At 72.5% G+C, this 23,354-nt stretch carries 13 protein-coding genes; 8 read left to right on the forward strand and 5 right to left on the reverse strand.

Annotated features, from left to right (window positions below; all coding sequences use genetic code 11):
* The first annotated feature begins 81 nt into the window (after positions 1-81).
* The 8 genes from ABGB12_RS28570 (at position 82) to ABGB12_RS28605 (ending at position 16,984) form a co-directional block, all read left to right on the forward strand.
* Entirely contained in the window at positions 82-10,344 is a 10,263-nt protein-coding gene (locus ABGB12_RS28570; RefSeq protein WP_347682572.1) for an amino acid adenylation domain-containing protein, read from the forward strand.
* Complete coding sequence (locus ABGB12_RS28575; protein ID WP_347682573.1) at positions 10,341-10,547, forward strand: MbtH family protein; 207 nt, start codon at positions 10,341-10,343, stop codon at positions 10,545-10,547. The genes ABGB12_RS28570 and ABGB12_RS28575 overlap by 4 nt, the downstream gene beginning before the upstream one ends.
* Before the next feature lie 197 nt (positions 10,548-10,744).
* On the forward strand, positions 10,745-11,752 hold the full coding sequence (locus ABGB12_RS28580) for an asparagine synthetase A (RefSeq protein ID WP_347682574.1): 1,008 nt from the start codon (positions 10,745-10,747) through the stop codon (positions 11,750-11,752).
* The gene (locus ABGB12_RS28585; RefSeq protein ID WP_347682575.1) at positions 11,749-13,026 is read left to right on the forward strand and encodes a glutamate synthase-related protein; all 1,278 of its coding nucleotides are present in this window, start codon (positions 11,749-11,751) and stop codon (positions 13,024-13,026) included. Before ABGB12_RS28580 ends, ABGB12_RS28585 begins: the two co-directional genes overlap by 4 nt.
* Positions 13,023-13,391: a hypothetical protein gene (locus ABGB12_RS28590; protein WP_347682576.1), complete on the forward strand. Its 369-nt coding sequence runs from the start codon at positions 13,023-13,025 to the stop codon at positions 13,389-13,391. The genes ABGB12_RS28585 and ABGB12_RS28590 overlap by 4 nt, the downstream gene beginning before the upstream one ends.
* Positions 13,392-13,395: 4 nt before the next feature.
* A complete protein-coding gene (locus ABGB12_RS28595; RefSeq protein WP_347682577.1) occupies positions 13,396-14,724 on the forward strand; it encodes an MFS transporter in 1,329 nt (442 codons plus the stop codon).
* On the forward strand, positions 14,721-15,578 hold the full coding sequence (locus tag ABGB12_RS28600; RefSeq protein WP_347682578.1) for a hypothetical protein: 858 nt from the start codon (positions 14,721-14,723) through the stop codon (positions 15,576-15,578). Before ABGB12_RS28595 ends, ABGB12_RS28600 begins: the two co-directional genes overlap by 4 nt.
* A gap of 11 nt (positions 15,579-15,589) precedes the next feature.
* Positions 15,590-16,984 (forward strand): aldehyde dehydrogenase family protein, encoded by a 1,395-nt coding sequence (locus ABGB12_RS28605; RefSeq protein ID WP_347682579.1) that lies wholly within the window; start codon positions 15,590-15,592, stop codon positions 16,982-16,984.
* 37 nt (positions 16,985-17,021) lie between these two features.
* Here ABGB12_RS28605 and ABGB12_RS28610 read toward each other — a convergent pair whose 3' ends face one another.
* From ABGB12_RS28610 to ABGB12_RS28630, 5 genes are all read right to left on the reverse strand, one after another.
* The gene (locus tag ABGB12_RS28610; protein ID WP_347682580.1) at positions 17,022-18,743 is read right to left on the reverse strand and encodes a styrene monooxygenase/indole monooxygenase family protein; all 1,722 of its coding nucleotides are present in this window, start codon (positions 18,741-18,743) and stop codon (positions 17,022-17,024) included.
* 17 nt (positions 18,744-18,760) lie between these two features.
* A complete protein-coding gene (locus ABGB12_RS28615; RefSeq protein WP_347682581.1) occupies positions 18,761-19,984 on the reverse strand; it encodes a styrene monooxygenase/indole monooxygenase family protein in 1,224 nt (407 codons plus the stop codon).
* 94 nt (positions 19,985-20,078) lie between these two features.
* Complete coding sequence (locus ABGB12_RS28620; RefSeq protein ID WP_347682582.1) at positions 20,079-20,867, reverse strand: SDR family oxidoreductase; 789 nt, start codon at positions 20,865-20,867, stop codon at positions 20,079-20,081.
* A gap of 301 nt (positions 20,868-21,168) precedes the next feature.
* Positions 21,169-22,161, reverse strand: a complete 993-nt coding sequence (locus tag ABGB12_RS28625; protein ID WP_347682583.1) for an AraC family transcriptional regulator — start codon at positions 22,159-22,161, stop codon at positions 21,169-21,171.
* Between the two features lie 263 nt (positions 22,162-22,424).
* Complete coding sequence (locus ABGB12_RS28630; protein ID WP_347682584.1) at positions 22,425-23,270, reverse strand: PaaX family transcriptional regulator C-terminal domain-containing protein; 846 nt, start codon at positions 23,268-23,270, stop codon at positions 22,425-22,427.
* Between the last annotated feature and the right edge of the window lie 84 nt (positions 23,271-23,354).

Consider the following 23,354-nt stretch of genomic DNA (forward strand, 5'->3'; position numbering starts at 1 on the left):
CGGGGAAATCCGGAAATAACCTGCCGGTGAACGGCCGCCCGCCATCCGAAAAGCACACAGCTCCGAGCCGGAGGACCTCACATGGCGTCAACCATCACCACCGCGACCGCGAGGGCCTCGGTCATCCTGGACGGCGAGCCCCTGGACGCGCCCCCCGAGGCGGTGCTCGACCTCCTCACCGCCCGGGCGCTCGAGCACCCGGACCGCACGGCCCTGGAGCACGGCCCGGACCGGCTCGACTACGCCGCGCTGCTCGCCGCGGTCGCCGGGCGGGCCGAGGAGCTGACGGCGGGGGGCGCGGGCCCGGGCCGGCTGGTGGCGGTACGGGGGGAACGCGGCATCCCGACGATCGTGACGATCCTGGCGGTCCTGCGGACCGGAGCCGCCTACCTGCCGCTCGACCCGGACGCCCCGCCCGCCCGGACCACGGCGATCCTCACCGACGCCGCCGGCGGGACGGACGCGCCGGAGCCCGGGGAGGACGGCGCTTCCGTCCTCCCCGGCCCGGGTGTGCCGGACGGGACCGCCTACGTGATCTACACGTCCGGCTCGACCGGCACCCCCAACGGGGTGATCGTCGGGCGGGAGGCCTTGGCGCACTTCGTCGCCGGCGCGGCCCGCGCCTACGGGATCGACGGCGGCGACCGGGTGCTCCAGTTCGCCCCGCTGCACTTCGACGCCAGCGTCGAGGAGGTCTTCGTGACGCTCTGCGCCGGGGGGACGCTGGTGCTGCGCACCCCCGACATGCTCGACGTGCCCGGCCTGGTCGCGGGCTGCGCCGCGCACGGCGTCACCGTCCTCGACCTGCCCACCGCCTACTGGCACGAGCTGGCCTACGCGGTCTCCACCGGGGTGGCCGCGCCGCCGCCGGACCTCCGCCTGGTGATCATCGGTGGGGAGGCGGCGATGCCCGAGCGGGTCGCCCGCTGGGGGAAGGCGGTCGGCGACAGGATCCGGCTGCTCAACACCTACGGGCCGACCGAGGCGACCGTCGTGGCGACCGCCGCCGACCTGACCGGCTTCACCGGCGGCGAGATCCCGATCGGCCTGCCGCTGCCGGGCGTGCGCGCCGCGCTGGTCGACGGAGAGCTGTGGCTGCTGGGCGGCGGGCTCGCCCGCGGCTACCTCGGCCGCGAGGCGCTGACCGGGCGGCGCTTCACCGAACTCGACGGGGAGCCCGCCTACCGCACCGGCGACCGGGTCGTGCTGCGCCCCGACGGGAGCCTGGGCTACCTCGGCCGGATCGACGACGAAGTCAAGATCAGCGGCTACCGGATCGACCCGCTCGCGGTGGAGGCGGTGCTGCTGGAGCACCCGGCGGTCCGGGAGGCCGCGGTCGTCGTCCGCACGCTGGACGACCAGACCCGGCGGCTCGCCGCCTATATCGTCCCCGCCGGCCCCGCAGACCCCGCCGAGGTGCGCGCCCACCTCGCCGCGCACCTCCCGCCGCCCGCGGTGCCGGGCACGGTGACCGAACTGCCCGTGATGCCGCGGAACAGCACCGGCAAGATCGACCGGGCGTTCCTGCGCTCGCTCGCCCCCGGGCGGATCCAGGCGGCACCCGCGCCGCACGTCCCCGAAGAAGCGGCCATCCATGAAGAACCGGACACGCTCGAGGACGAACGCGTCCCGCTGTCGTACGCGCAGCGGCGCCTGTGGTTCCTCAGCCGGTTCGAAGGCGGCTCGTCCGCCTACAACATGCCCCTGGTGCTGCGCTTCACGGAGGTCCTCGACCCGACCGCCCTGGAAGAGGCGGTCGCCGACCTGCTGGAACGCCACGAGGCGCTGCGGACGGTGCTGCCGGAGGCCGGCGGGGAGCCGTTCCAGCTCGTGCTCGACCGGGCCGACGGGGTGGTCTCGACGGTCGGGTGCGCTCCCGCCGAACTCGACGGCCTGGTCGCCGCGTTCTGCGACGAGGGCTTCGACCTGCTGACCGACGTCCCGATCCGGGTGCGGCTGTTCACCGACGGGACCGGCGGCTCCGTCCTGGTCGTCCTGCTGCACCACGTGGCAGGCGACGGCTGGTCGATCGGCCCGCTGCGGCGCGACCTGGCCGCCGCCTACACCGCCAGGCTCGCCGGGAGGGCCCCCGGCTTCGAGCCGCTGCCCGTCCAGTACGCCGACTACACGCTCTGGGAGCAGGAGGCGCTCGGCTCGCCCGACGACCCGGGAAGCGTGCTCGCCCGGCAGGTCGAGTTCTGGCGGACGGCCCTGGCGGGGCTCCCGCGGAGCCTGGACCTGCCCGCCGACCGGCCGCGGCTCGCCGAGCCCGGCTACCGCGGAGCCACCCTCACCGCCCGGCTCCCCGCAGACGCGCAACACCGGCTGCTGGAGTTGGCCGAGGCCCGGGGAGCGAGCCCGTTCATGGTGGTGCAGGCCGCGCTCGCGGCGGCGCTGGCGCGGGTCGGCGCCGGTGTCGACCTCGCGATCGGGACCCCGGTGGCGGGCCGTTCCGACGAGGCGCTGAGCGATCTCGTCGGCTTCTTCGTGAACACGCTCGTGCTGCGCGCCGACGTCTCCGGCGGGCCGTCCTTCACCGAACTCGTCGACCGGGTCCGGGACGCCGACCTGGAGGCCTACGCCCACCAGGATCTGCCGTTCGACCTGCTGGTGGAACACCTCAACCCGGTCCGGTCGCTGTCCTGCCACCCGTTCTTCCAGGTGATGCTCACCCTCGACGGCCCCGACACACCCCAGGGCGAGGTGCCGTTCGGGCCGCTCACCGGCCGGCTCGAGCCGGCCGGGCTGGAGACCGCCAAGTTCGACCTGAGCGTCTCGTGCGCGGTGGGCGGCGACGGGCTAGAGATCTGGTGGCAGTACGCGGTGGACCTGTTCGACTCCGGCACCGCCCGGCTGCTGCTGGACGTCTTCGTCCGGGTGCTGGAGGCGGTCGCCGCCGACCCCGCACGCCGGGTCGACGCCCTCGACGTGCTGTCGGCCGAAGAGGAGGCGGGACTGGCCGCGCGCCGGGAGTGGACGGCGGCGGCCCGCGCCGAGGGCCCGCCAGTCGCGGTCGTGCCGGGCCGGGCGCTCACCCCGCGCCAGGAGGTCCTCGCCGCGCTGTTCGCCGAGGTGCTCGGACTCGCCTCCGTCGGAGGAGGCGACGACTTCTTCGCCCTCGGCGGGCATTCGCTGCTGGGCGTGCGGCTGGTGAACCGGGTCCGGGCGGTGCTCGGGGCCGAGGTGGGGATCCGCGACCTGTTCCTGGCGCCGACGGTGGCGGGGCTGGACGCACGGATCGGCGAGGCGGAGGAGGAGGGCCGTCCCCCTCTGATCCCGGTGGACCGCTCGGGCCCGCTGCCGTTGTCGTTCGCGCAGCGCCGCCTGTGGTTCGTCAACGAGCTGGAAGGCCCCGGCCGGTCGTACAACATCCCGGTGCTGCTGAAGCTGGACCGTCCCGTCGATCCGGTGGTGCTGGAGGCGGCGCTGGGTGACGTGGTGGAGCGGCACGAGGTGCTGCGGTCGGTGTTCGCCGTCGTGGACGGTGAGCCCTACCAGCGGGTACTGCCCCACGCCCGTCCGGAGGTGGCGGTGCTTCGGCCCGCCGAGGACGCGTTGTGGCCGACGCTCGACGCGCTGGCCGGGCACGCGTTCGCCGTGGGGGAGGAGCTCCCCGTGCGGGTCTCGCTGGTCGAGACGGCCGAGGGCGGTCAGATCCTGGTGGTGGTGCTGCATCACATCGCGGGTGACGGCTGGTCGTTGGGCCGGTTGCTGGCCGATCTGAGTGAGGCTTATGGCGCGAGGGCAGCGGGGGAGGCTCCGGGGTGGGAGCCGTTGCCGGTGCAGTACGGGGATTACGCGGTCTGGCAGCGGGAGCTGCTGGGGGAGGCGTCGGATCCCGAGAGCCTGCTCTCACGCCGGCTCACCTACTGGAAGGACGCCCTGGCCGGGGCCCCGCCCGTGCTGGAACTGCCCGCCGACCGGCCGCGCCCGGCCGAGCCCGGCCACCGCGGCGGCTCGGTCCTGTTCGCCCTCGACCCCGACGTCCACGAGGGCCTGGGCCGGATCGCCGCGGAGTCGGGCGCGACCCTGTTCATGGTGGTGCAGGCGGCGTTCGCGGCGGTGCTGTCCCGGCTCGGCGCGGGTGAGGACCTGCCGATCGGGACGGTGGTGGCAGGTCGGGATGACGAGTCGCTGCACGATCTGGTGGGGTTCTTCGTCAACACGCTGGTGCTGCGGACGGACGTGTCAGGCGACCCCACCTTCACGGAACTGGTGGAGCGGGTCCGGACGGCCGACCTCGCGGCCTACTCCCATCAGGACCTGCCGTTCGACCTGCTGGTGGAGCACCTGAACCCGGCCCGCTCCGCCGCGCACCACCCGCTCGTGCAGGTCATGCTCGGCGTCCAGGACGAGACCGCGCCGGAGCCCGCCGCCCTGGCGGGCGAGGAGTGGCCCGTCGACACCGGGACCGTCAAGTTCGACCTCTCCCTCACCCTCGCCGTCCGCCGCGACCCCTCCGGCGCCGTCCTCGCCTGCGACGGCGGCCTGGAGTACGCCGCCGACCTGTTCGACCGGGAGACCGCCGACCTGCTGGCCGAGCGGCTCGTCCGCCTCCTCACAGCGGTGGTGGCCGACCCCGGCCGACCGATAGGCGCGATCGACCTGCTGGCCCCGGGGGAGCGGGAACTCCTGCTGCCCGCCTCGTCGCCCGGCGTCGTCCCGGACGGAGGCCTGCATCGGATCTTCGAGGAGAGGGCGCGCCTCGATCCCGACACGATCGTGCTGGCCTGCGACGGCATCCGGATGACCGGCGCCGGGCTCAACCGGAGCGCGAACGTCCTGGCCCACCGGCTGCTCGCCGCCGGAGTGGTCCCGGGCGCCACGGTCGGGGTGCTGGCGGAACGGGGGGCGGCCCTGGTCGCCGCCACCCTCGCCGTCCTCAAATGCGGTGCCGCCTACGTCCCGGTCGACCCGCGGCTGCCCGAGGCCCGAGCCAGGATGGTGCTGGAGGATTCGGGCAGCACCGTCCTGCTGGCGGACGCCCACCACCTCGCCGGCGAGATCGTCGCCGCCGAACGGGCGGCCGGCACCCGGATCATCGAGGCCGACCGGCCCGCCGAACCCGGCGATCCGGACACCGATCCCGGCCTGCCCGTCCCGGACTCCGCCCTCGCCTACGTGATGTTCACGTCCGGCTCGACCGGGCGGCCCAAAGGCGTCGGCGTCTCGCACCACAACGTCAAACGGCTGGTGTTCGACCCGGTCTGGGACCCGGCCCGCCACGAGCGGATGCTGGTGCATTCGGCGTACGGGTTCGACGCCTCGACGTATGAGTTGTGGGTGCCGCTGCTGCGCGGCGGGCGGCTGGTGGTGGCCCCGGGCGACGGCGCGGACGTACGCGAGATGGCGCGGGTGATCGCGGACGAGGGCGTGACGGCCGCGTATTTCACGGCTGGTCTGTTCCATCTGATGGTGGAGACCGAGCTGGAGTCCCTGGCACTGCTGAAGGAGGTGTGGACGGGCGGTGATGTGATCTCCCCTGCGGCGATCCAGCGGGTGCTGGACCGCTGTCGTGACACGGTGATGGTCCACAGCTACGGCCCCACCGAGATCACCTTCGCGTCCCACCACCAGACGTTCGAGACCGGCGACCGCGAGCTGCGGGGGGTCTTCCTCGGCGAGGCGTTCGGCGACGTGCGAGCGTACGTGCTGGACGAGCGGCTGCGGCCCGTTCCCTTCGGCGGGATCGGCGAACTGCACCTGGGCGGCCCGCAGGTGGCGCACGGCTACCTCGGACGATCCGGGCTCACGGCAGGGAGGTTCGTCGCCGACCCGTTCGCGGCGGACGGCTCCCGCATGTACCGGACCGGCGACCTGGTCCGCTGGACGACCGGCGGCGAACTGCGCTTCCTCGGCCGCGCCGACGGCCAGCTCAAGATCCGCGGATTCCGGATCGAGACGGGAGAGGTCGAGCACGCGATCCGGTCGGCCGCGCCCGGCGTCGGCCAGGTCGCGGTGACCGTCCGGGAGGACCGTCCGGGCGACAAGCGGCTCGTGGCCTACGTGGTCGCCCCGGACGGGTTCGACGCACAGGAGGCGCGGACCGCCGCCGCCCGGCTGCTGCCCGAGTACATGATGCCGTCCGCGGTCGTCGTCCTCGACGCCTTTCCGCTCACCCCGAACGGCAAGCTCGACCACCGGGCGCTGCCCGCGCCGGTCCGCGCAGCAGGAGGACGCGGCCCGCGCACTCCCCGCGAGCGGATACTCCTCGACCTGTTCGCCGATGTCCTCGGCGTCCCCGGAGCCGGGATCGACGACGGCTTCTTCGATCTCGGCGGCCACTCGCTGCTCGCCGTCCGGCTGGTCGCGCGGATCCGCGCGGCGCTCGGCGTCGAGATCGGCGTTCGCGACGTGTTCCAGGCCCCGACCGTCGCCGGACTCGACGCCAGGATCAAAGAGCGGGCCGGCGTCGCGCCGCGACCGGATCCGATCCCGGTGGACCGCTCGGGCCCGCTGCCGCTGTCGTTCGCGCAGCGCCGCCTGTGGTTCGTCAACGAGCTGGAAGGCCCTGGCCGGTCGTACAACATCCCGGTGCTGCTGAAGCTGGACCGTCCCGTCGACCCGGCGGTGCTGGAGTCGGCGCTGGGCGATGTGGTGGAGCGCCACGAGGTGCTGCGGTCGGTGTTCACCGTCGTGGACGGCGAGCCCTACCAGCGGGTGCTGCCCGACGTCCGTCCGGAGGTGACGGTGCTGCGGCCCGAGCCGGACGAGCTGTGGCCGCTGCTCGACGCTCTCGCCGGTCACGTCTTCGCGGTCGGCGCGGAGCTCCCGCTGAAGGCCGCGCTGGTCGAGGCCGAGGAGGGCCAGGTCCTCGTGCTCGTGCTGCACCACATCGCGGGTGACGGCTGGTCGACCGGACGGCTGCTCGCCGACTTGGGAGAGGCGTACGCGGCACGGGCCGCGGGCGAGGCTCCGGGCTGGGCCCCGCTGCCGGTGCAGTACGGCGACTACGCCGTCTGGCAGCGGGACCTGCTCGGCGACCCCGACGACCCCGGCAGCCTCGCCGCCCGCCGACTGGAGTTCTGGCGGGACGCGCTCGCCGGCGCCCCGCCGGTGCTGGAACTGCCCGCCGACCGGCCGCGCCCGGCCGAGCCCGCACACCGCGGCGGCCACGTGCCGTTCGCCCTGGACGCAGCGGCCCGCGACGGGCTGGCCCGCCTCGCCGCGGAGTCGGGCGCGTCCCTCTTCATGGTCTTCCAGGCCGCGTTCGCGGCGGTGCTGTCCCGGCTCGGCGCGGGTGAGGACCTGCCGATCGGCACCGTCGTCGCGGGCCGCGACCACGAGGACCTCGACGGGATCGTCGGCTTCTTCGTCAACACCCTGGTGCTGCGCACCGACACCTCCGGCGACCCGTCCTTCACGGACCTGCTCGCCCGGGTGCGGGACGCCGACCTGGCCGCCTACGAACACCAGGACCTGCCGTTCGAGCTCTTGGTGGAGCGGCTGAACCCGGTGCGGTCGGCCGCCCACCACCCGCTGTTCCAGGTCATGCTTCTGCTCACCGAGGGCGGGCTCGACCTCGCGGGCTCCCCGCTGTCGGGAGCGGAATGGCCGGTCGACACCGGCGCCGTCAAGTTCGACCTGACGCTCGCGGTGGACGTGCGCCGCGACGGGACCGGCGCGGTCACCGGCATCGGCGGCTCGCTGGAGTACACCGCCGACCTGTTCGACCGGGAGACCGCCGACCTGCTGGCCGCCCGGCTGGCGCGCTTCCTCACGGCGGTGGCCGCCGATCCGCGGAGGCCGATCGGCGACGTCGGACTGCTCGGCCCCGGCGAGGACGCGCTGGTCCTGGCCGCGCCGACTCCAGGGGAGATCCCTCCCAAGTGTGTGCACGAGCTGTTCGCGGAGCGGGCCCGCAGCACACCCGACGAGGTGGCGATCGCCTGCGACGGCGAGGAGCTGACCTACGGGGAGCTGGACCGGCGGGCGAACTCGCTGGCACACCGGCTGATCGCGGCCGGTACGGCCCCGGGCACGGCGGTCGGTGTTCTGGTACGGCCCGAGACCGCCTTGGTCGTCGCGACGCTCGCCGTGCTGAAGTGCGGCGCCGCCTACGTCCCGGTCGACCCGAGGCTTCCCTCCGCCCGGGCCCGGCTCGTCCTGGAGGACTCCGGCTCCGTGGTCCTGCTGACCGACGACGCGGAGCGGGGAGCGATCCTCGCAAGCGGCATCCCGGCCATCCCCGTGGACGGTCCTTCGAACGGGTCGGACACCGACCCGGAAGTGCCGACCGGTCCGGACGCCCTCGCCTACGTGATGTTCACGTCCGGCTCGACCGGGCGGCCCAAGGGAGTCGGTGTCACCCACCGGAACGTCGTCAGCCTGGTGTTCGACCGGTGCTGGGACCCGGCCCATCACGAGCGGATGCTGGTGCATTCGGCGTACGGGTTCGACGCCTCGACGTATGAGTTGTGGGTGCCGCTGCTGCGCGGCGGGCGGCTGGTGGTGGCTCCCGGTGACGGCGCGGACGTGCGTGAGATGGCGCGGGTGATCGCTGATGAAGGGGTCACGGCTGCTTACTTCACGGCCGGTCTGTTCCATCTGATGGTGGAGACGGAGCTGGAGTCCCTGGCTCTGCTGAAGGAGGTGTGGACGGGCGGTGATGTGATCTCCCCGGCGGCGATCCAGCGGGTGCTGGACCAGTGCCCTGACACGGTGATGGTCCACAGCTACGGCCCCACCGAGACCACCTTCGCCACCCACCACCAGCGCTTCGAGACCGGAGACCGCACGTTCGACGGTGTTCACCTGGGCGCGCCGCTCGACGACGTGCGGGCGTACGTGCTGGACGATCGGCTGCGGCCCGTCCCCCTCGGTGGCGTCGGCGAACTGTACATCGGAGGACCCCAGGTGGCGCGCGGCTACCTCGGACGCTCCGGGCTCACGGCAGGGAGGTTCGTCGCCGACCCGTTCGCCGGGGACGGCTCCCGCATGTACCGGACCGGCGACCTGGTCCGCTGGACGACCGGCGGCGAACTGCGCTTCCTCGGCCGCGCCGACGGCCAGCTCAAGCTGCGCGGATTCCGGATCGAGACGGGAGAGGTCGAGCAGGCCCTGGAGACACTGCCCGGCGTGGGCCGCGCCACCGTGATCGTCCGTGAGGACCGCCCGGCGGACAGGCGGCTCGTCGCCTATGTGACGCCCGCCGAAAGCCCGGCCGGCCTCGCGCCGGACGGCGCGGCGCTGCGGGCCGAGACGGCCCGGCTGCTGCCGGAGTACATGGTGCCCGCCGCGGTCGTCGTCCTCGATGCCTTCCCGCTCACCCCGAACGGCAAGCTCGACCACCGCGCGCTGCCCGCCCCGGTCCACGCCGCCGGCGGACGCGGACCGCGCGACGCGCGCGAACGGCTGCTGTGCGCGCTGTTCGCCGAGGTGCTCGGGGTCGAACGGGTCGGGCTCGACGACAACTTCTTCGACCTCGGCGGCCACTCGCTGCTGGCGACCCGGCTCGTCGCCCGGATCCGCGCGGCCCTCGGCCTGGAGCTGGGAGTGCGCGACGTGTTCCGGACGCCGACCGTCGCCGGGCTGCTGGGAGACCCGGACGACGCGCCCGGCGGCGCCCTGGACGTCCTCCTGCCGCTGCGCGCCACCGGCTCCCGCACCCCGCTGTTCTGCGTGCACCCCGGCGCCGGGATGAGCTGGTCGTACGCCGGGCTGCTCCCGCACCTCGGCCCCGACCAGCCGGTGTACGGGCTGCAGACCCGGGCGCTGGCCGAGCCCGGATACCGCGCCGAGAGCGTCGACGCGCTGGCCGAGGAGTACCTCGCCGCCGTCCGCAGGGTGCAGCCGACCGGCCTGTACCGGCTGCTCGGGTGGTCGTTCGGCGGGCTGGTCGCGCACGCCATGGCCGTCGCGCTCCAGCGGGCCGGCGAGGAGGTGGAGCTGCTCGCGCTGCTCGACTCCTACCCCGTGCCGCCGGGCGGGACGGTGAGCGAGCCGGAACTCGTCGAGATGCTGGTCGGCCCGCCCGGCCAGGACGGGGAGGAGTTCCCGCCCGGCTTCTTCGAACGGCTGGACGTCCCGGCCGTCGTGGAGGTGCTGCGCCGCCGCGACCCGGTGCTCACGGCCTTCACCGACACCGAGGCCGCGGCCCTGGTCGAAGCGGCCGTCCACCACGCGCACCTGATGTGCGCCCACAGACCGCGGGTCTTCACCGGAGACCTGCTGTTCTTCACCGCGGTGGAGAACCAGGGCCAGAACCCCCCGGCCCACGACCGCTGGAGCCCCCACCTGAGAGGAGAGGTGATCGACCATCCCATCGGCTCCCCCCACCTGAGGATGACCGATCCTCAGCCCATCGCGCAGATCTGCGCAGTGCTTTCACGGAGGCTGACATGACCAATCCGTTCGACGACGAGGCAGGCGTCTTCCTGGTCCTCGTCAACCATGAGGGCCAGCACTCCCTGTGGCCCGCGTTCGCCCCCGTCCCCGGAGGCTGGACCGTCGCCCGGGAGGAGGGCACCCGGCAGGAGAGCCTCGACTACATCGAGGCGAACTGGACCGACATCCGCCCCAGGAGCCTGGTCGCCCAGTACTCCTGACCACTCCGACTCCTTCCGGCCGATGGCGGCCCCGGGCGCGCACCACGCGCGGCGGGCCGCCATCGCCCTTTTCCCCGGCCGTCCTCCCGGACCGCTCCTGCCGCCTTCCTGCCGCGCCGACCTCCGTTTCCTCCGGCCTCCCGCTCCTACCGTGAAATCCAGAAAAGGCGGTCGTCCGCGGAAATTCGGGAGGCGTGATGCACCACGGAGACATCGCCGGCACGACGGTCCAGGGGCCGTCGCCGCTCGGCGAACATCTGCGCACACCGGCGCTCAGGTCGGCGATGCTCGTACAGCAGGAGGCGCTGCACGCGGCCCGGGAGTTCCTCCGCGACCACGGGTTCGTCGAGCTGCTGCCCCCGCTGATGGGACCGGTGACCGACCCGGGCGCACGCGGGGCCAAACCGATCGACGTCGACTACTACGGCCACCCGTACAAGCTGATGACCAGCGCGTACCTGTACAAGCAGGTGTCGCTGCGGGGCTTCGAGCGGCTCTTCTTCATCGCGCCGAACGTCCGGATCGAGCCGCCGGAGACCGCGACGACCGGCAGGCACCTCGTGGAGTTCCACCAGATCGACGTGGAGATCGCCGGGGCGTCCCGCGAGGAGGCCATGGAGACCGCCTCCGGGCTGCTCAAGCACGTCGTCACCCGGGTCTGCGAACGGGTCCCCGGCGTCCTGCGCGACCTCGGCCGCGAACCGGGGTTCTTCGCCGGACTGCTCGCCGCCCCTTTCGACGTCCTCACGCACGCCGAGGCGGTCGCCCGGCTCCGCGGCCAGGGCCACCCGCAGAGCCCCGACGCCGAGATCGACTGGGTGGGGGAGCGGACCCTCTCGGAGCAGACGGACCGCCCGTTCTTCATCACCGACTACCCCAAGGGGTCGCGCGGCTTCTACGACCGGGAGAACGCGCACGCGCCGGGCACGCTGCGCAACTTCGACCTGATCGCGCACGGTGGCTACGGCGAGCTGGTCAGCGGCAGCGAACGCGAGAGCGACTACGCGACCATGATCGCCCGCATGCGGGAGAGCGCCGAGAACCCCGCCAAGTACGACTGGTACCTGCGCAACGTCAAGGACGGCATCCCGTTCGGCTCGGGCTTCGGCATGGGGGTCGAGCGGCTGGTGCGCTTCCTCACCGGCCTGGACGCCGTCTGGAAGGTCAGCGCCTACCCGAAGCTGCCCGGGGTGGTGGCCCCGTGACCGCGCTGCGCGCCGCGGGCTTCCCCGAACTGCAGGTGCGCGCCCGAGCCCGGCGCGGAGCGGCCGAGGCGTTCCCCGCGGCCGACGCCTACGGGACGGAACTGTTCGGCGGGGCGCCCGCGGGAGCCGGCGACGAACTCGACCGGACGCGGATCGTCCCGCCGGTCTTCATGCCGCTGCGCCTGGAGAAGCTCATCGAGCTCGGCCGCGAGCCGATGCCCGACGACGTGGACCTCTCCACCGAGATCGGCGGTTTCCGCTCGGCGCTGCCGGTCTACCTGTCGGCGTTCGGGTCCACCCGGGCGGGCAGCGGCGACCTCAGCGTCGCCGCGAGCCGCCAGGCGGGCCGGCTCGGCATCCCCATGGTCGTCGGCGAGAACATGGTGCCGGTCCACGGCTACCGGCGGACCGGGGAGCCGTCGCCGCTGCTCGCCCGGATCCGCGCCTACGCCGAGGCGGGCGACGGCGGACCCGGCGGCGTCGTGGTGCAGCAGAGCACCGAGGACGCCGACTCGGAGGTCTGGAACCTCGTCTACAGCGACCCTGCCTCCCAGGAACTCCTCCACTCGGGGCGGATCGGTTTCGAGCTGAAGATCGGCCAGGGCGCCAAGCCCGGACTCGGCGGCATGACGGTGCTCGACGCCGAGGAGGCCGCACGGGCCGCCCGGACGTTCGCCGTCCAGGACGTCTTCGGCGCCGAAGCCGGCCGGTACCTGCGCAGCGCGACACCCGGCACGTTCACCGAGGAGATCGTCCGCCAGCAGGTGCGGTTCATGCGCAACAACTACCCGCGCGCCCGCGTGTGGGTGAAACTCCCGCCGGGCCGCGACATCGCCGCCGCCGCCCGCACCGCCTGGCGGGCGGGCGCGGACGCGGTCACCGTCGACGGCGCCGAAGGCGGCACCGGCTGGGCGCCCGGCGCCTTCCTCGACCACGTCGGGCTGCCGCTCGCCGAATGCCTGCGCCGGATCGGCGAGCCCGAGGGCTGCCTGCTGGCCTCCGGCCGGATGTGGGAGGGCACCCGGGTCGTCCGCGCCCTCGCTCTCGGCGCGCGGGCCGCCGGCCTGGGCAGGGCCGCGCTGCTCGCCGTCGACGAGGACCCCGGGCACGGCCTCGTCCGGCTCGCCGAATGCCTCGCCGCCGAGATCCGGCTGATCGTCAGCGCGCTCGGCAAATACGACGTCGCCGCGCTGTCCGCCGAGGACCTCTGGCGGCCGGACACTCCTGAGCCGGTCTCGGGGCGCGTCCCGGAAACGATCGGAGAAAGGCCGTGAAAGCGCAGCCTTCCCGCTGGTGCACGGTCGACCCGCCGGAGCGCCAGGCCGCGGCCCGCGCCGTCCATGCCCGCTTCACCCCGTCCGAGCTGCCGCTGCTGACCTCGTCCCCGCACCGGGCCATGGCGATCCGGGCGATGGCGCGGACGCTCTCCGGCCTCGGCCGCGGCTACCTGGGCGGACACGCGGAGATCACCTCCGACGGCGCGCCGCCTCGCGGCTGCCGCTCCGTGGCGCTCACCGAATGCCTCGCCGTCGCCCGCGCGGTCGACAGCGCCCTGCGCGGCGGCCGCGGCACCGCCTGGCTGCGCCTGCCCGACCGCAACGAACGCAACCTCCGTCAGCTTCCCGACTGGAACAGGTGACCCCATGACGACCACCGCCGTATCCGATCCCGACACGCGGCCGCCGACCCCATGGGGCAGGCTCGTCGCGCTCGTCCTCGGCCAGGGCCTGGCGCTCACCGGCGACTACGCCCTCATCGTCGCGCTGGCCTGGACCGCCGTCCAGCACGGGGGAGCGGGCTCGGTCACGCTGCTCACCCTCGCGGCGGCCGTCCCCCGCGCCCTCATGCTGATCTTCGGAGGAGCCTTCGCCGACCTCCACGGGCCGCGTTTCGTCCTGCTGCGCACCACCTCCGCCAGGGCCGTCCTGCTGGCGGCGGGCACCGCCACCATGCTCACGGTCGACGCGTTCTGGCCGCTGGTCGTGCTGGCCGCCGTCGAAGGCGCGCTGCTGGGGCTCGGCAGCCCGTCCTTCGGGTCGCTCATCCCCGAACTGGCCGACGGTGACCGGCTCGACCGGGCCAACTCCCTGTACTCGACGGTCCTGCGGCTCTCACCGATCATCGGGACGCCGCTCGGCGCGGTGCTCATCGGGGCCGGCGAGATCTGGCAGGCGCTCGCCGTCGTGACCCTCACGTGCGCGGTGTCGTTCGGGTCGCTCGTGTACGTCACGAAGGGGTTCCCCAAGCCCGTGCCCGAGCCGAGGCGGGGCGAGAGCCTGCTGCGGCGGTCCGGCGACGGGCTGCGGCTCCTGGCAGGGAACGCCAGGCTGCGCTGGATGTTCGTCTGCGCCTTCTGCCTCGACATGTCGTTCGGCTGGCCGGTGGAGGTCGCGCTGCCCGTCCTCGCCCAGGAGCGGGGCTGGGGAGTGAGCGCGATCGGGATCGCGGTCGCCGCGTTCAGCGCGGGCGCCCTGCTCACCGGGCTCGCGGGCACGATGATCGCGCACCGTATCCCGCTGTGGATCAGGCTCGTCGCCACAGGGGCCGGGATCGCGGTCGGCATCGCCGCGATGGCGCTCATGCCGAGCGTCCTCGCGCTGTCGGCCGTCGGGTTCGTGGTCGGCGTGCTGTCGGGCTTCAACGGGCCGACGATCGTCACCCTCTACCAGCAGGCCGCGCCCCGCGCCCGGATGGGGGCGGCCATGTCCACGCTGTCGCTCGCGGGCATCGCCACCGTGCCCGCCTCGATCGCCCTGTTCGGCGGCCTCTCGCTCGTCCTCGGGCTGACGACCACCTGGCTGCTGTGCGGCGTGGTCGCGCTGATCGGCCCGGTGGCCGCGGTGATGGCGCTCAGATCGCCCGTCCAGACCGACGAGCCCGAGGCGGAGCCCGGGCCGCTCGTTCCGCCCGCCGACGAAGACGCCACCACGCAGGAATCGCAGTTCGCACTGGAAATGGAGAAGGTTCGATGAGCAACGCCGTACAGGACCGGCTGATCACCGGATGGTCCGGTTCCCCCGACTACTTCACGATGCGAGAGTACGACGGGTTCGTCCCCGAGGCGGTGCTGGACGTCCTGCACGGCCGGGCGGCCATCGTGATGTTCCGCGGCATGGTGCCCCGGGACGTCTGCGACGCCGTCACCGACCGGTTCTGGGCCAGCACGCACCGCAAGGTCCGCGGCGTCGAGGCCCCCGGCTTCTACCTCGGGGCCTACTCGTGGAACAAGCCGACCGCCCGGTACCTCGACGAGTCCGGGCAGGTCAACCCGGTCCTGCGCGACCTGCTCGACGTGCCCGGCGACCCGATGAAGCAGTTCTACACCGGGCTCGGAGACGTCCTGGCGCGCGAGGGCGCGCAGGTGCGGCCCGCCTCCCACGACGGCAGGTCCGCCGCGATCGCGCTGCTGCGCTCTTGGCACGGCGCCGGCGAGTTCGCGCTCGACCCGCACGACGACGACTCCCAGTGCGCCGACCCGCAGATGGCCGACTTCGAACGTCGCCACGTCGTCGACCACCAGGTCGCGGCCCTCAACATCTGCCTCGAGAACGACAGCGAGGGCGGCCGGCTCGTCTACTGGAACGTCAAGCCCGACGTGGAGAGCAAGCGCGCCCTCGACGTCGAGTTCACCGGATCGCCCTACCCGCTGGAGTCCCTCTCCGGGTACGAGGCCCAGTGGATCGAGGTCCGCACCGGCGACGTGTACGTCTTCAACGGAGCCCACGTCCACGCGGTCGAGCCGAACACCGCCGCCGCCCAGACCCGCACGACCCTGGCCGCGATGATGGGCTTCATCGACGAGCAGACCGTCGTGACCTGGAGCTGAGAGGAACCGTCATGACCACGCTCGCGCCAGTACACGACCCCCGCACCGGCGAGGTGATCGAAGAGCTCCCGCTCCTGACGGAACGGGACGCACCCGGCTTGGCCCGCCGCGCCGCGGACGCCTTCGAGGCCTGGTCCCGCGTCCCCCCGCGCCGCCGAGCCGAGATCCTCGCCGGGACGGCCCGCGTACTGGCCGAGCGCGCACCCTCCATCGCCCCGTCCTTCTCCCTGGAAACGGGCAAGACCCTCACGGAGGCCCGAGCCGAGCTCGCCCGTGCCTGCGAGACCCTCCTGTGGATCGCCGGGCACACCGAGGACGTCCTGCGCTCCGTCGTCCTCGACGACCTCGCGGACGGCCTCGTCCGGGAGACGACCGCCGAGCCCGCCGGGCCCGCGCTGGCGATCGTCCCGTCGAACTTCCCCGCGGTCGTCACGGCGCGCAAGGCGGGAGCCGCCCTGGCGATGGGCTGCCCCGTCGTCCTGAAGGCGCCCGAGACGACTCCCTCGGTGGTCCGAGCCTTCACCGCCGCCGCGGCGGCCGCCGGTCTCCCCGAGGGCGTGCTGCAGCTCGCCTTCACCACCCCGGGCGGAGCCGCCGCCCTGGTCCGCCGGCCCGAGTTCCGCACGGTCAGCTTCACCGGCTCCACCCGCACCGGCCGCCTGGTGGCCGCCGCCGCCACCGAGACCCTGGCCCAGTGCGTTCTGGAGCTGGGCGGCCACGCCCCCGCCATCGTCACCGCCGACGCCGACCTCGACGCGGCGGTCTCCGCCCTCATCCCCATGAAGTTCGGCTCCGCGGGCCAGAGCTGCGCCGCCCCCAGCCGCCTCCTGGTGGCCGAGAGCGCCGCCCCCGCCTTCCTCGCCCGCCTCCTGTCCGCCCTCCCCGCCCTGGAGTGCGACCCCTCCGCAGGCCCCGGAACCCTGGGGCCCCTGCACACCGAGTCCCGCCGCGCCGAAGTCCACGCCCTGGTCCAGGACGCCGTCACCCGCGGCGCCGTCCTCCGCTCAGGCGGCCGCGTCCCCGACCACCCCGGCTACTACTACCCGCCGACCGTCCTCACCGACGTCCCCGCCACGGCACGCCTCCTGGCCGAGGAGCCCTTCGGCCCCCTGATCCCCCTCCAGACCTTCACCACCGAATCCGAAGCGGTGGCCCTGGCCGACTCCACCTCCTACGCCCTGGGCGCCTTCCTCTTCGGCCCCGAACCCCGCATGCGCGCCCTGGCCCCCCGCCTGAACGCCGGCCGCGTCTCCATCAACTCGGCCTCCGGCGCCGACCCCGCCTCCCCCCTCTCCGGCCGCTCCGAAAGCGGCTACGGCTACGAGGGCGGAAAGGAGGGCCTCCAGGCCTTCACCCGCCTGAAAGTGACCCTCACCCCCGCGGCGGCCGAGATGTGCCCGACCTGAAGACCGTTGGCGGACAGGGGCGTGCCGGATGGCCCGGTCACAGATCGGGGTGCTTGGCGGCGAGGTGATAGAGACCGGAGTGGAAGACCAACGGCTCCCCGCCCGGTGCCTCGTACTGTTCGACCTCGCCGATCACCACTACGTGGTCGCCGACGTCCAGGCACTGCACCGTCCGGCACTGGAACCGGGCGACGGCACCTTCCAGCAGCGGCGTGCCCCCGATGCCCTCGGTCACGGCGGTGTCGGCGAACTTGTCCTCGGCCGCGGTGGAGAACCGGCGGGAGAGGTGGTGCTGGTCGGCGGCGAGCACACTGACCGCGAAGTGCGTGGCCGCCATGAAGTCGGGGGTGCTGGGCGCGTTCTTGGAGGGACACCACAGCACCAGGGGCGGGTCCAGCGACACCGAGGTGAAGCTGTTCGCCGTCATCGCCACCTTGCGGCCGTCGGCGGCGAGGGCGGTGACCACGGTGACGCCGGTCGCGTACTGGCCGAGGGCCCGCCGCAGGTCACGGGCGTCGAAGGAGGAGTCCGCGAGGGCGCGCTTCTCGGCCAGCACACGCTCGGCCTCCGACGGCTCGGACCACCAGGGGTAGAGCGTGCGGGGATCGTCGAAGCCGTTCGCCACGGCACTCGCCACGGCGGGGATCTGCGCCGCCTCCGTGAGGATCTGCCGCTGGTGCGGCCGGACGCCGTCCAGCAGGGAGTTGGTCCAGGCGACCGCCCACTGGGCCCAACCGCGCCAGTAGCCGTCGAAGGTGCGCTGCATCCATGCGGGCGTGAAGTCCTCGGTGCCGTGGCGGAGGATGCTGTCCAGGTAGTGCTCGGCGGCCTGAGCCGCGTTGTTGGAGCCCTGCCCGGTGATCGGGTCGCACAGGACGACGGCGTCGGCCATGCCCAGCACGTGCCGTCCGGACGGGAGTTGGGCGACGGGCCGGCGCACCGTGGGTGTGAGCCGGCCGCGGAGCACCCCGCCCTCGTCGGTGAGTACCGCCGCACGGCAGCGCTCGTACTCGTCCGGGAAGAAGCGCTGCAGGATCTCCAGGGAGCGGGCCAGATGCTGCTCGGGGGTGCGGATGTCGTCCCAGCAGTCCATGGGACCGCCCGGCACCCCTTCGAAGACCATGATCTGGCAGGGGCCGGAGACGGTGAGCGCGGGGAAGGTGAAGTACTCCCCGACCCCGGGGACCATCCGCAGGTCGACCACCGCACCGCCGGGGTGCGGCCGCGCACCGGTGACGTAGGTCAGTGCCAGTGCGCGGCGCGGGCGGTCGTACGGGGACCGTTCGGGGTCGCGGGGGAAGATCCGGCCGAGCTCTCCCTTTCCGGTCGCGACGACGACCAGGTCGTGGGTGCGGGCGTACTCCTCCAGGTCGGTCACGGTCGCCGCCCGCACGACGAGCTTGCCGCCGCGCTGCTCGTACAGCTCCAGCCAGGCCGCGCACTTGAGACGCTGGTCGACGGACTGGGCAGGCGCGTCCAGCGGCGCGCTCCAGCGCGCCGCGGCGCTCATGTCGTCGTCGGCCAGGGACAGGGAGACACCGGAGATCTGCGGGCACTCCTGCGCCCAGTCGTCCAGGTCCAGGGCGCGTTCCGTGCGCAGGGCCGAGTCGAACATGCACTGGCTGGACATGACCTGCCCGTGCCTGACCTGGTCCGGATCCCGGTCGGTGACGAGGGTGACCTCGTAGCCCCGGTCCTGGAGACCGAGGGCGAGCTGGGCGCCGGACTGTCCGGCGCCGATGACGGCGATGCTTCTCATGACCGTGCTCCCGGGCCTCAGGCCGTGATGGTGGCAAGGTAGGACTCGGCGGCCGCCGGGTCCATGAACCAGTGGAAGTAGTCGCGGGGGTCGTCGAAGCCGTTGGTGAAGCGGCGGGCTATCCGCGGACTCGTGTTCGCCGCGCCCAGCAGCTTCAGGACGTGCTCGGGCGGAGCCCCCAGCATCGCGTTGGTCCACGTGGCGACGTACTGCGCGTAGTCCCAGTACCGTTCGAAGGTCTCCTGCAGGAACGCGCGGTCGTAGGGCCGGTCGCCGTGTTCGAGGATGCTCGCCAGGTACGAGGCGGCGCACTTGCTCGCGTTGTTCGAACCCTGCCCGGTGATCGGGTCGTTGAGGACCACGACGTCGGCCAGACCGAGCACGAGGGCGCCGGAGGGGAGCTGCCCCACGGGCTTGCGCACGGTGGGCGGGAAGCGCCCGGCCAGGATGCCGTTCGCGTCGGTCAGCGCGAGGTCACGGCAGCGCTCGGCCTCCCAGGGGAGGTGGGTGCGGACGATCTCCAGGGAGCGCTCCAGGTGCTCCTCGGGCGATCCGACCCCCGCCCAGCAGTCCAGAGGACCGCCGGGAACACCCTCGAAGACCATGATGTCGCAGGGCCCGGTCGTGGTCAGCGCCGGGAAGGTGAAGTACTCGCCGATGCCGGGCATCAGGTTGAAGCTGACCGCGGAGTACTCGTCCCTGGGCGTCATCCCGGTGACGTAGGTCAGGGCGAGGGCCCGCTGCGGAGCTGCGTACGTCGACCGTTCGGCGTCGCGCTCGAAGAGGCCGGCGATCTCGCCCTTGCCCGCGGCGATGATCACCAGGTCGGATTCGAGGGCGTAGGACTCCAGGTCGTCGACGTCGGCTTCGCGCAGTTCGGTCTTGCCGCCCCGCTTCTCGAACTCGGCGAGCCACGCGGGCATCTTGACGCGCTGATCGACCGAGCGGGCGGCGGCGTCGAGGCGGGAGGCCCAGGAGACGGCCTTTCCGCCGGCGCCGTCCGGCACAGTGAAGGAGATGCCCTCGACAGGGGGGCAGTCCTCGTCCCACAGGTTCAGGCCGAGGTTGCGTTCGTGCGCGAGGGAGGTGCCGAACATGCACTGGCTGGACATGACACGGCCGTCACGGATCTGCTCTCCCGTGCGGTTGGTCACGACGGTCACGTCATAGCCCTGGTCCAGCAGGCCGACGGCGAGTTGGAGGCCGGCCTGCCCGGCTCCGACGATGGTGATCTTGCGCATGGGGATGGACCTCCGGTAGGGATGAGTGGTCGGGTTGTGGGTCGCGCCCGGGGCGCTGGTGGTCGCTGTCACCGGGCGGGCCGGTGCGGCCCGGTCACTCGGCCAGCTTCGGAATCGCGGGGATGAGGCCCTCCGGTCCGATGGCCGAGTAGCCGCCGTCGACGGCCCAGTCGGCGCCGGTGACGAAGGACGCCTCGTCGGAGCAGAGGAAGGTGACGACGGCGGCGACCTCTTCGGGATCACCGACGCGGCCGAGGGGGTGGAAGGGGGCGGCGACACGGTCGGTCTTCTCCCGGTCGCCTCCGGTGAGGGAGTCCATCACCTTCGACCAGGTCCAACCGGGACTCACGGAGTTGACCCGGATGTTGTCGGCCGCCAGGTCCGCCGCCATGTTGCGGGTCAGCTGGACCATGGCCGCCTTGCTCACCGGGTAGAGCCAGCGGCCGGGCTGCGCGACCTTGCTGGAGATGGAGGCGAAGTTCACGATGGCGCCGCCGCCCTGCGCGAGCAGATGAGGGTGGACGGCCCGTGCCATCAGCGCGGCGCTGGCCACGTTCACGTCGAGGGCCTGGAGCCACTGGTCGCGGGTCGAGGCGAAACCCTCGTCGACGTAGGAGCAGGCCAGGTTGACCAGGACGTCCAGTCGGCCGTAGGCGTCCACGGCGCGGGCGACGCAGTCGGCGACCTGGGCGTCGTCCGTGATGTCGGTCGGAACGAAGAGGACGCCTTCTCCCATCTCGTCCGCCAATTCGACGCCGCCGCTCTTGTCGATGTCCGCGACGACGACATTCGCGCCGGCCGCGTGGAATGCGCGGACGACCGATTTACCGATTATGGTCGATCCGCCGGTAACCAAAGCGGTCTTGGCCGACAATCCACTCATGTTGTCTCCTGGTCTTCGTCGGGAGTTGTCGAAGAAAATAGGCGCGGGGTCGAAGAGTCGCTATCCGATTCGCGCCGCTCCCTGTCCAGATCGCGCTTCCAGAGGTGGAAGTCGGATGTCCTGTGCGAGCACGGCACCCGGAACGTGGGCATTCAGAACATTCAGAGCATTCGGGACATAGGGGGCCGGAGGTGGCCGCGCTCTCAGCCTGCCCGGCGGCTCCCGCGAGCGACCGGCTGCCCGACGCGCCATGCCGTCCGACACCGGACGTTCACGGGAAAGGGATCGTGCTCGCCGCCGGTCACCGGCGCAGCGTCACCGAGGGGGGCTCGCCGAAGCGCTCGCGATACAGCACGGAAAACCGGCCGGCGTGCAGGAAACCCCAGCGCAGGGCGATATCCGTGACGGAGTCCCTGGTCGGGTCGGCCGCGACCAGGTCGTCGTGCGCGCGCTGGAGTCGGACCTCACGCACGTAGTTCATCGGTGTCGTGTCCAGGTGGCGGCGGAAACCTTCCTGCAGCGCGCGCACGCTGAGCCCGACGGCCTCCGCGACGTCCTCGACGCACAGTGGTTCCGAGGCGTGCGCCTGGATCAGTTCGGCGGCGTGGCGGATAGGTCTGGACGCGACCCGCGGCGGTCGGCGATGCAGCAGGCCCGAGTAGTTGTTCGGCTGCGCGAGCACCAGGCGGCTCAGCAGCAATCGTTCGACTTCCGACATCGCGATCGGCTCGTTCTGGATCTCGCCGTCACCGTCGACCTCGTCGACGAGCAGGTCCACCACCCTCCGCCAGGACCGGATCCCCGGATCGGTGAGGTCCATGCCGAGGTCGAACCGGATGGGCTCGGACAGCGGCCGGCCCAGCATCCTGCTCAGATGATCTTCCAGCCGCAAGCGTTCGATCCGGACGATGAGCTGCGGGTTGTGCTCGCTCCAGCGCATCTCGAGGAGATGGTCGGGCGCCGGCACCGAGGCCATGCCGGGATCGGAGACGATCCGGTCGCCGCCGCACCGGACCTCCGCCTTCCCGGCGAGAGGGATCTGGATCAGGTAAAAGGTCGAGAGTTCACCGGGAGCGATCCGGACGCTCGAGCCGTAGTCGAGGTAGTGCAGTCCTATGTGCCCGGCCCGTGCGGAGTGGAGCCGAGCATCCACCTGCCCTGTGCCGTGGAGCGGGATGAGGTGGTGCGGGCAGAAGGCCTCGCCCACCGCCGTGCGGGCCTCGTCCACCTCGGTGGTGTGAACGCGTTCGAAGCGTGCCAGCGGCGGGGGTGGCGGCGTCGAGGCCGATTTCATGAGCACCTCCGGGTGGACCACGCGTGCCCGGCACTCTAATGAGGATGTGCCCTCGGTCACAAGCAGGGTCGCCGACCAGAGTGAAAGGGAATTTCTTTACGGGCCGTAAGGAAATTCCCTATTGTCCTGCGTGTAAATACTCCGCTGAGCGCCCGGGGCGTCTTCCACGGGATAGTCGGCGCGTTATCCGGATAGCGTGCGGCTCCTGTTCTGTCTACGTTCTCCTCTGGAAGAGGAACGGTGGGCCCCGCAGGCCAGGCCGGTCACTCGGCCGGGGTCCGCAGGACGGATTCGACGAACTCGTGGGCGGGCTTGGCCAGCCGTTCGTGGAGCTCGAAGAAGGCGTCTGCGGCGCGCGCACCGTTCCAGTCGGCGGGAAGCACCTCGACCGCGAGGCCGGGGTCGGAGTAGGGCAGGCGCCGCCAGTCGGTCAGCGCCCCGATGTAGTCGGTGAACGCCTCGGCCGGATCGATCTCCTCGGCCTGCCGGTAGCGGTCCAGGACGGGGCGGTACCGGTCGAGGAAGTCCTGGTACAGCGTCTGCAGCCGGGCCAGGTCCCACCAGGCGGGGGCTTGGCCGGCGATGTCGGCGAACCCCACGTGATGGGACTCGAAGAGGTTGACGTAGGAGGCGAGCCCATGGCGTGTCAGTACTTCCCTGGTCTCCTCCAGCAGGTGGGAAGGAGCGATCCAGACCCCCGCGGAGACCGTGCCGAACCCGAGCCACGACAGGCGGGAGCGCAACTGGTGGCGCTTGTCGCGCTCGGATTCCGGGACGCTGAAGACGGCCAGGAGCCAGCCGTCGTTCAGGGTCGCCCTGCGCCGCTCGAAGATCCTGCGGTCGCCTTCGCGCAAGATCGCTGTCCCGTCGTCCGACAGCGCGTACCCGGCGACGCCGTCCTTCTTCTCCGAGACCAGCAGCCCGCTCCGCTTGAGCCGGAAGACCGCCGAGCGGACCGAAGGCGCGTCGACCCCGCACCGCGCCAGCAGCCGGATGACCGAGGCGACGCTCATCCAGCCGCCTGCCTCGCGCGCGTACAAGCCGTACACGGTGACGATCAACGCGCGGGGCGTCTGGCCGCGGCCGGTGAACTCCTCGTCGTCTGCCATCCGGTGGTCCTTCCGTCGTGTTGCGCAGATTTAACCACCGTCAGAATAGCGATTCCCTGTCGGCTTGGTGATGCGGTCGCCCGG

The organism is Actinocorallia sp. B10E7, assembly GCF_039871655.1.
Taxonomy (GTDB): domain Bacteria; phylum Actinomycetota; class Actinomycetes; order Streptosporangiales; family Streptosporangiaceae; genus Actinocorallia.

Bases quoted from the DNA above. Each gene is read 5' to 3' on its own strand.
- ABGB12_RS28570 (WP_347682572.1), top strand. From the start codon at position 82: ATGGCGTCAACCATCACCACCGCGACCGCGAGGGCCTCGGTCATCCTG.
- ABGB12_RS28575 (WP_347682573.1), top strand. From the start codon at position 10,341: ATGACCAATCCGTTCGACGACGAGGCAGGCGTCTTCCTGGTCCTCGTC.
- ABGB12_RS28580 (WP_347682574.1), top strand. From the start codon at position 10,745: ATGCACCACGGAGACATCGCCGGCACGACGGTCCAGGGGCCGTCGCCG.
- ABGB12_RS28595 (WP_347682577.1), top strand. From the start codon at position 13,396: ATGACGACCACCGCCGTATCCGATCCCGACACGCGGCCGCCGACCCCA.
- ABGB12_RS28600 (WP_347682578.1), top strand. From the start codon at position 14,721: ATGAGCAACGCCGTACAGGACCGGCTGATCACCGGATGGTCCGGTTCC.
- ABGB12_RS28605 (WP_347682579.1), top strand. From the start codon at position 15,590: ATGACCACGCTCGCGCCAGTACACGACCCCCGCACCGGCGAGGTGATC.
- ABGB12_RS28610 (WP_347682580.1), bottom strand. From the start codon at position 18,743: ATGAGAAGCATCGCCGTCATCGGCGCCGGACAGTCCGGCGCCCAGCTC.
- ABGB12_RS28615 (WP_347682581.1), bottom strand. From the start codon at position 19,984: ATGCGCAAGATCACCATCGTCGGAGCCGGGCAGGCCGGCCTCCAACTC.
- ABGB12_RS28620 (WP_347682582.1), bottom strand. From the start codon at position 20,867: ATGAGTGGATTGTCGGCCAAGACCGCTTTGGTTACCGGCGGATCGACC.
- ABGB12_RS28625 (WP_347682583.1), bottom strand. From the start codon at position 22,161: ATGAAATCGGCCTCGACGCCGCCACCCCCGCCGCTGGCACGCTTCGAA.
- ABGB12_RS28630 (WP_347682584.1), bottom strand. From the start codon at position 23,270: ATGGCAGACGACGAGGAGTTCACCGGCCGCGGCCAGACGCCCCGCGCG.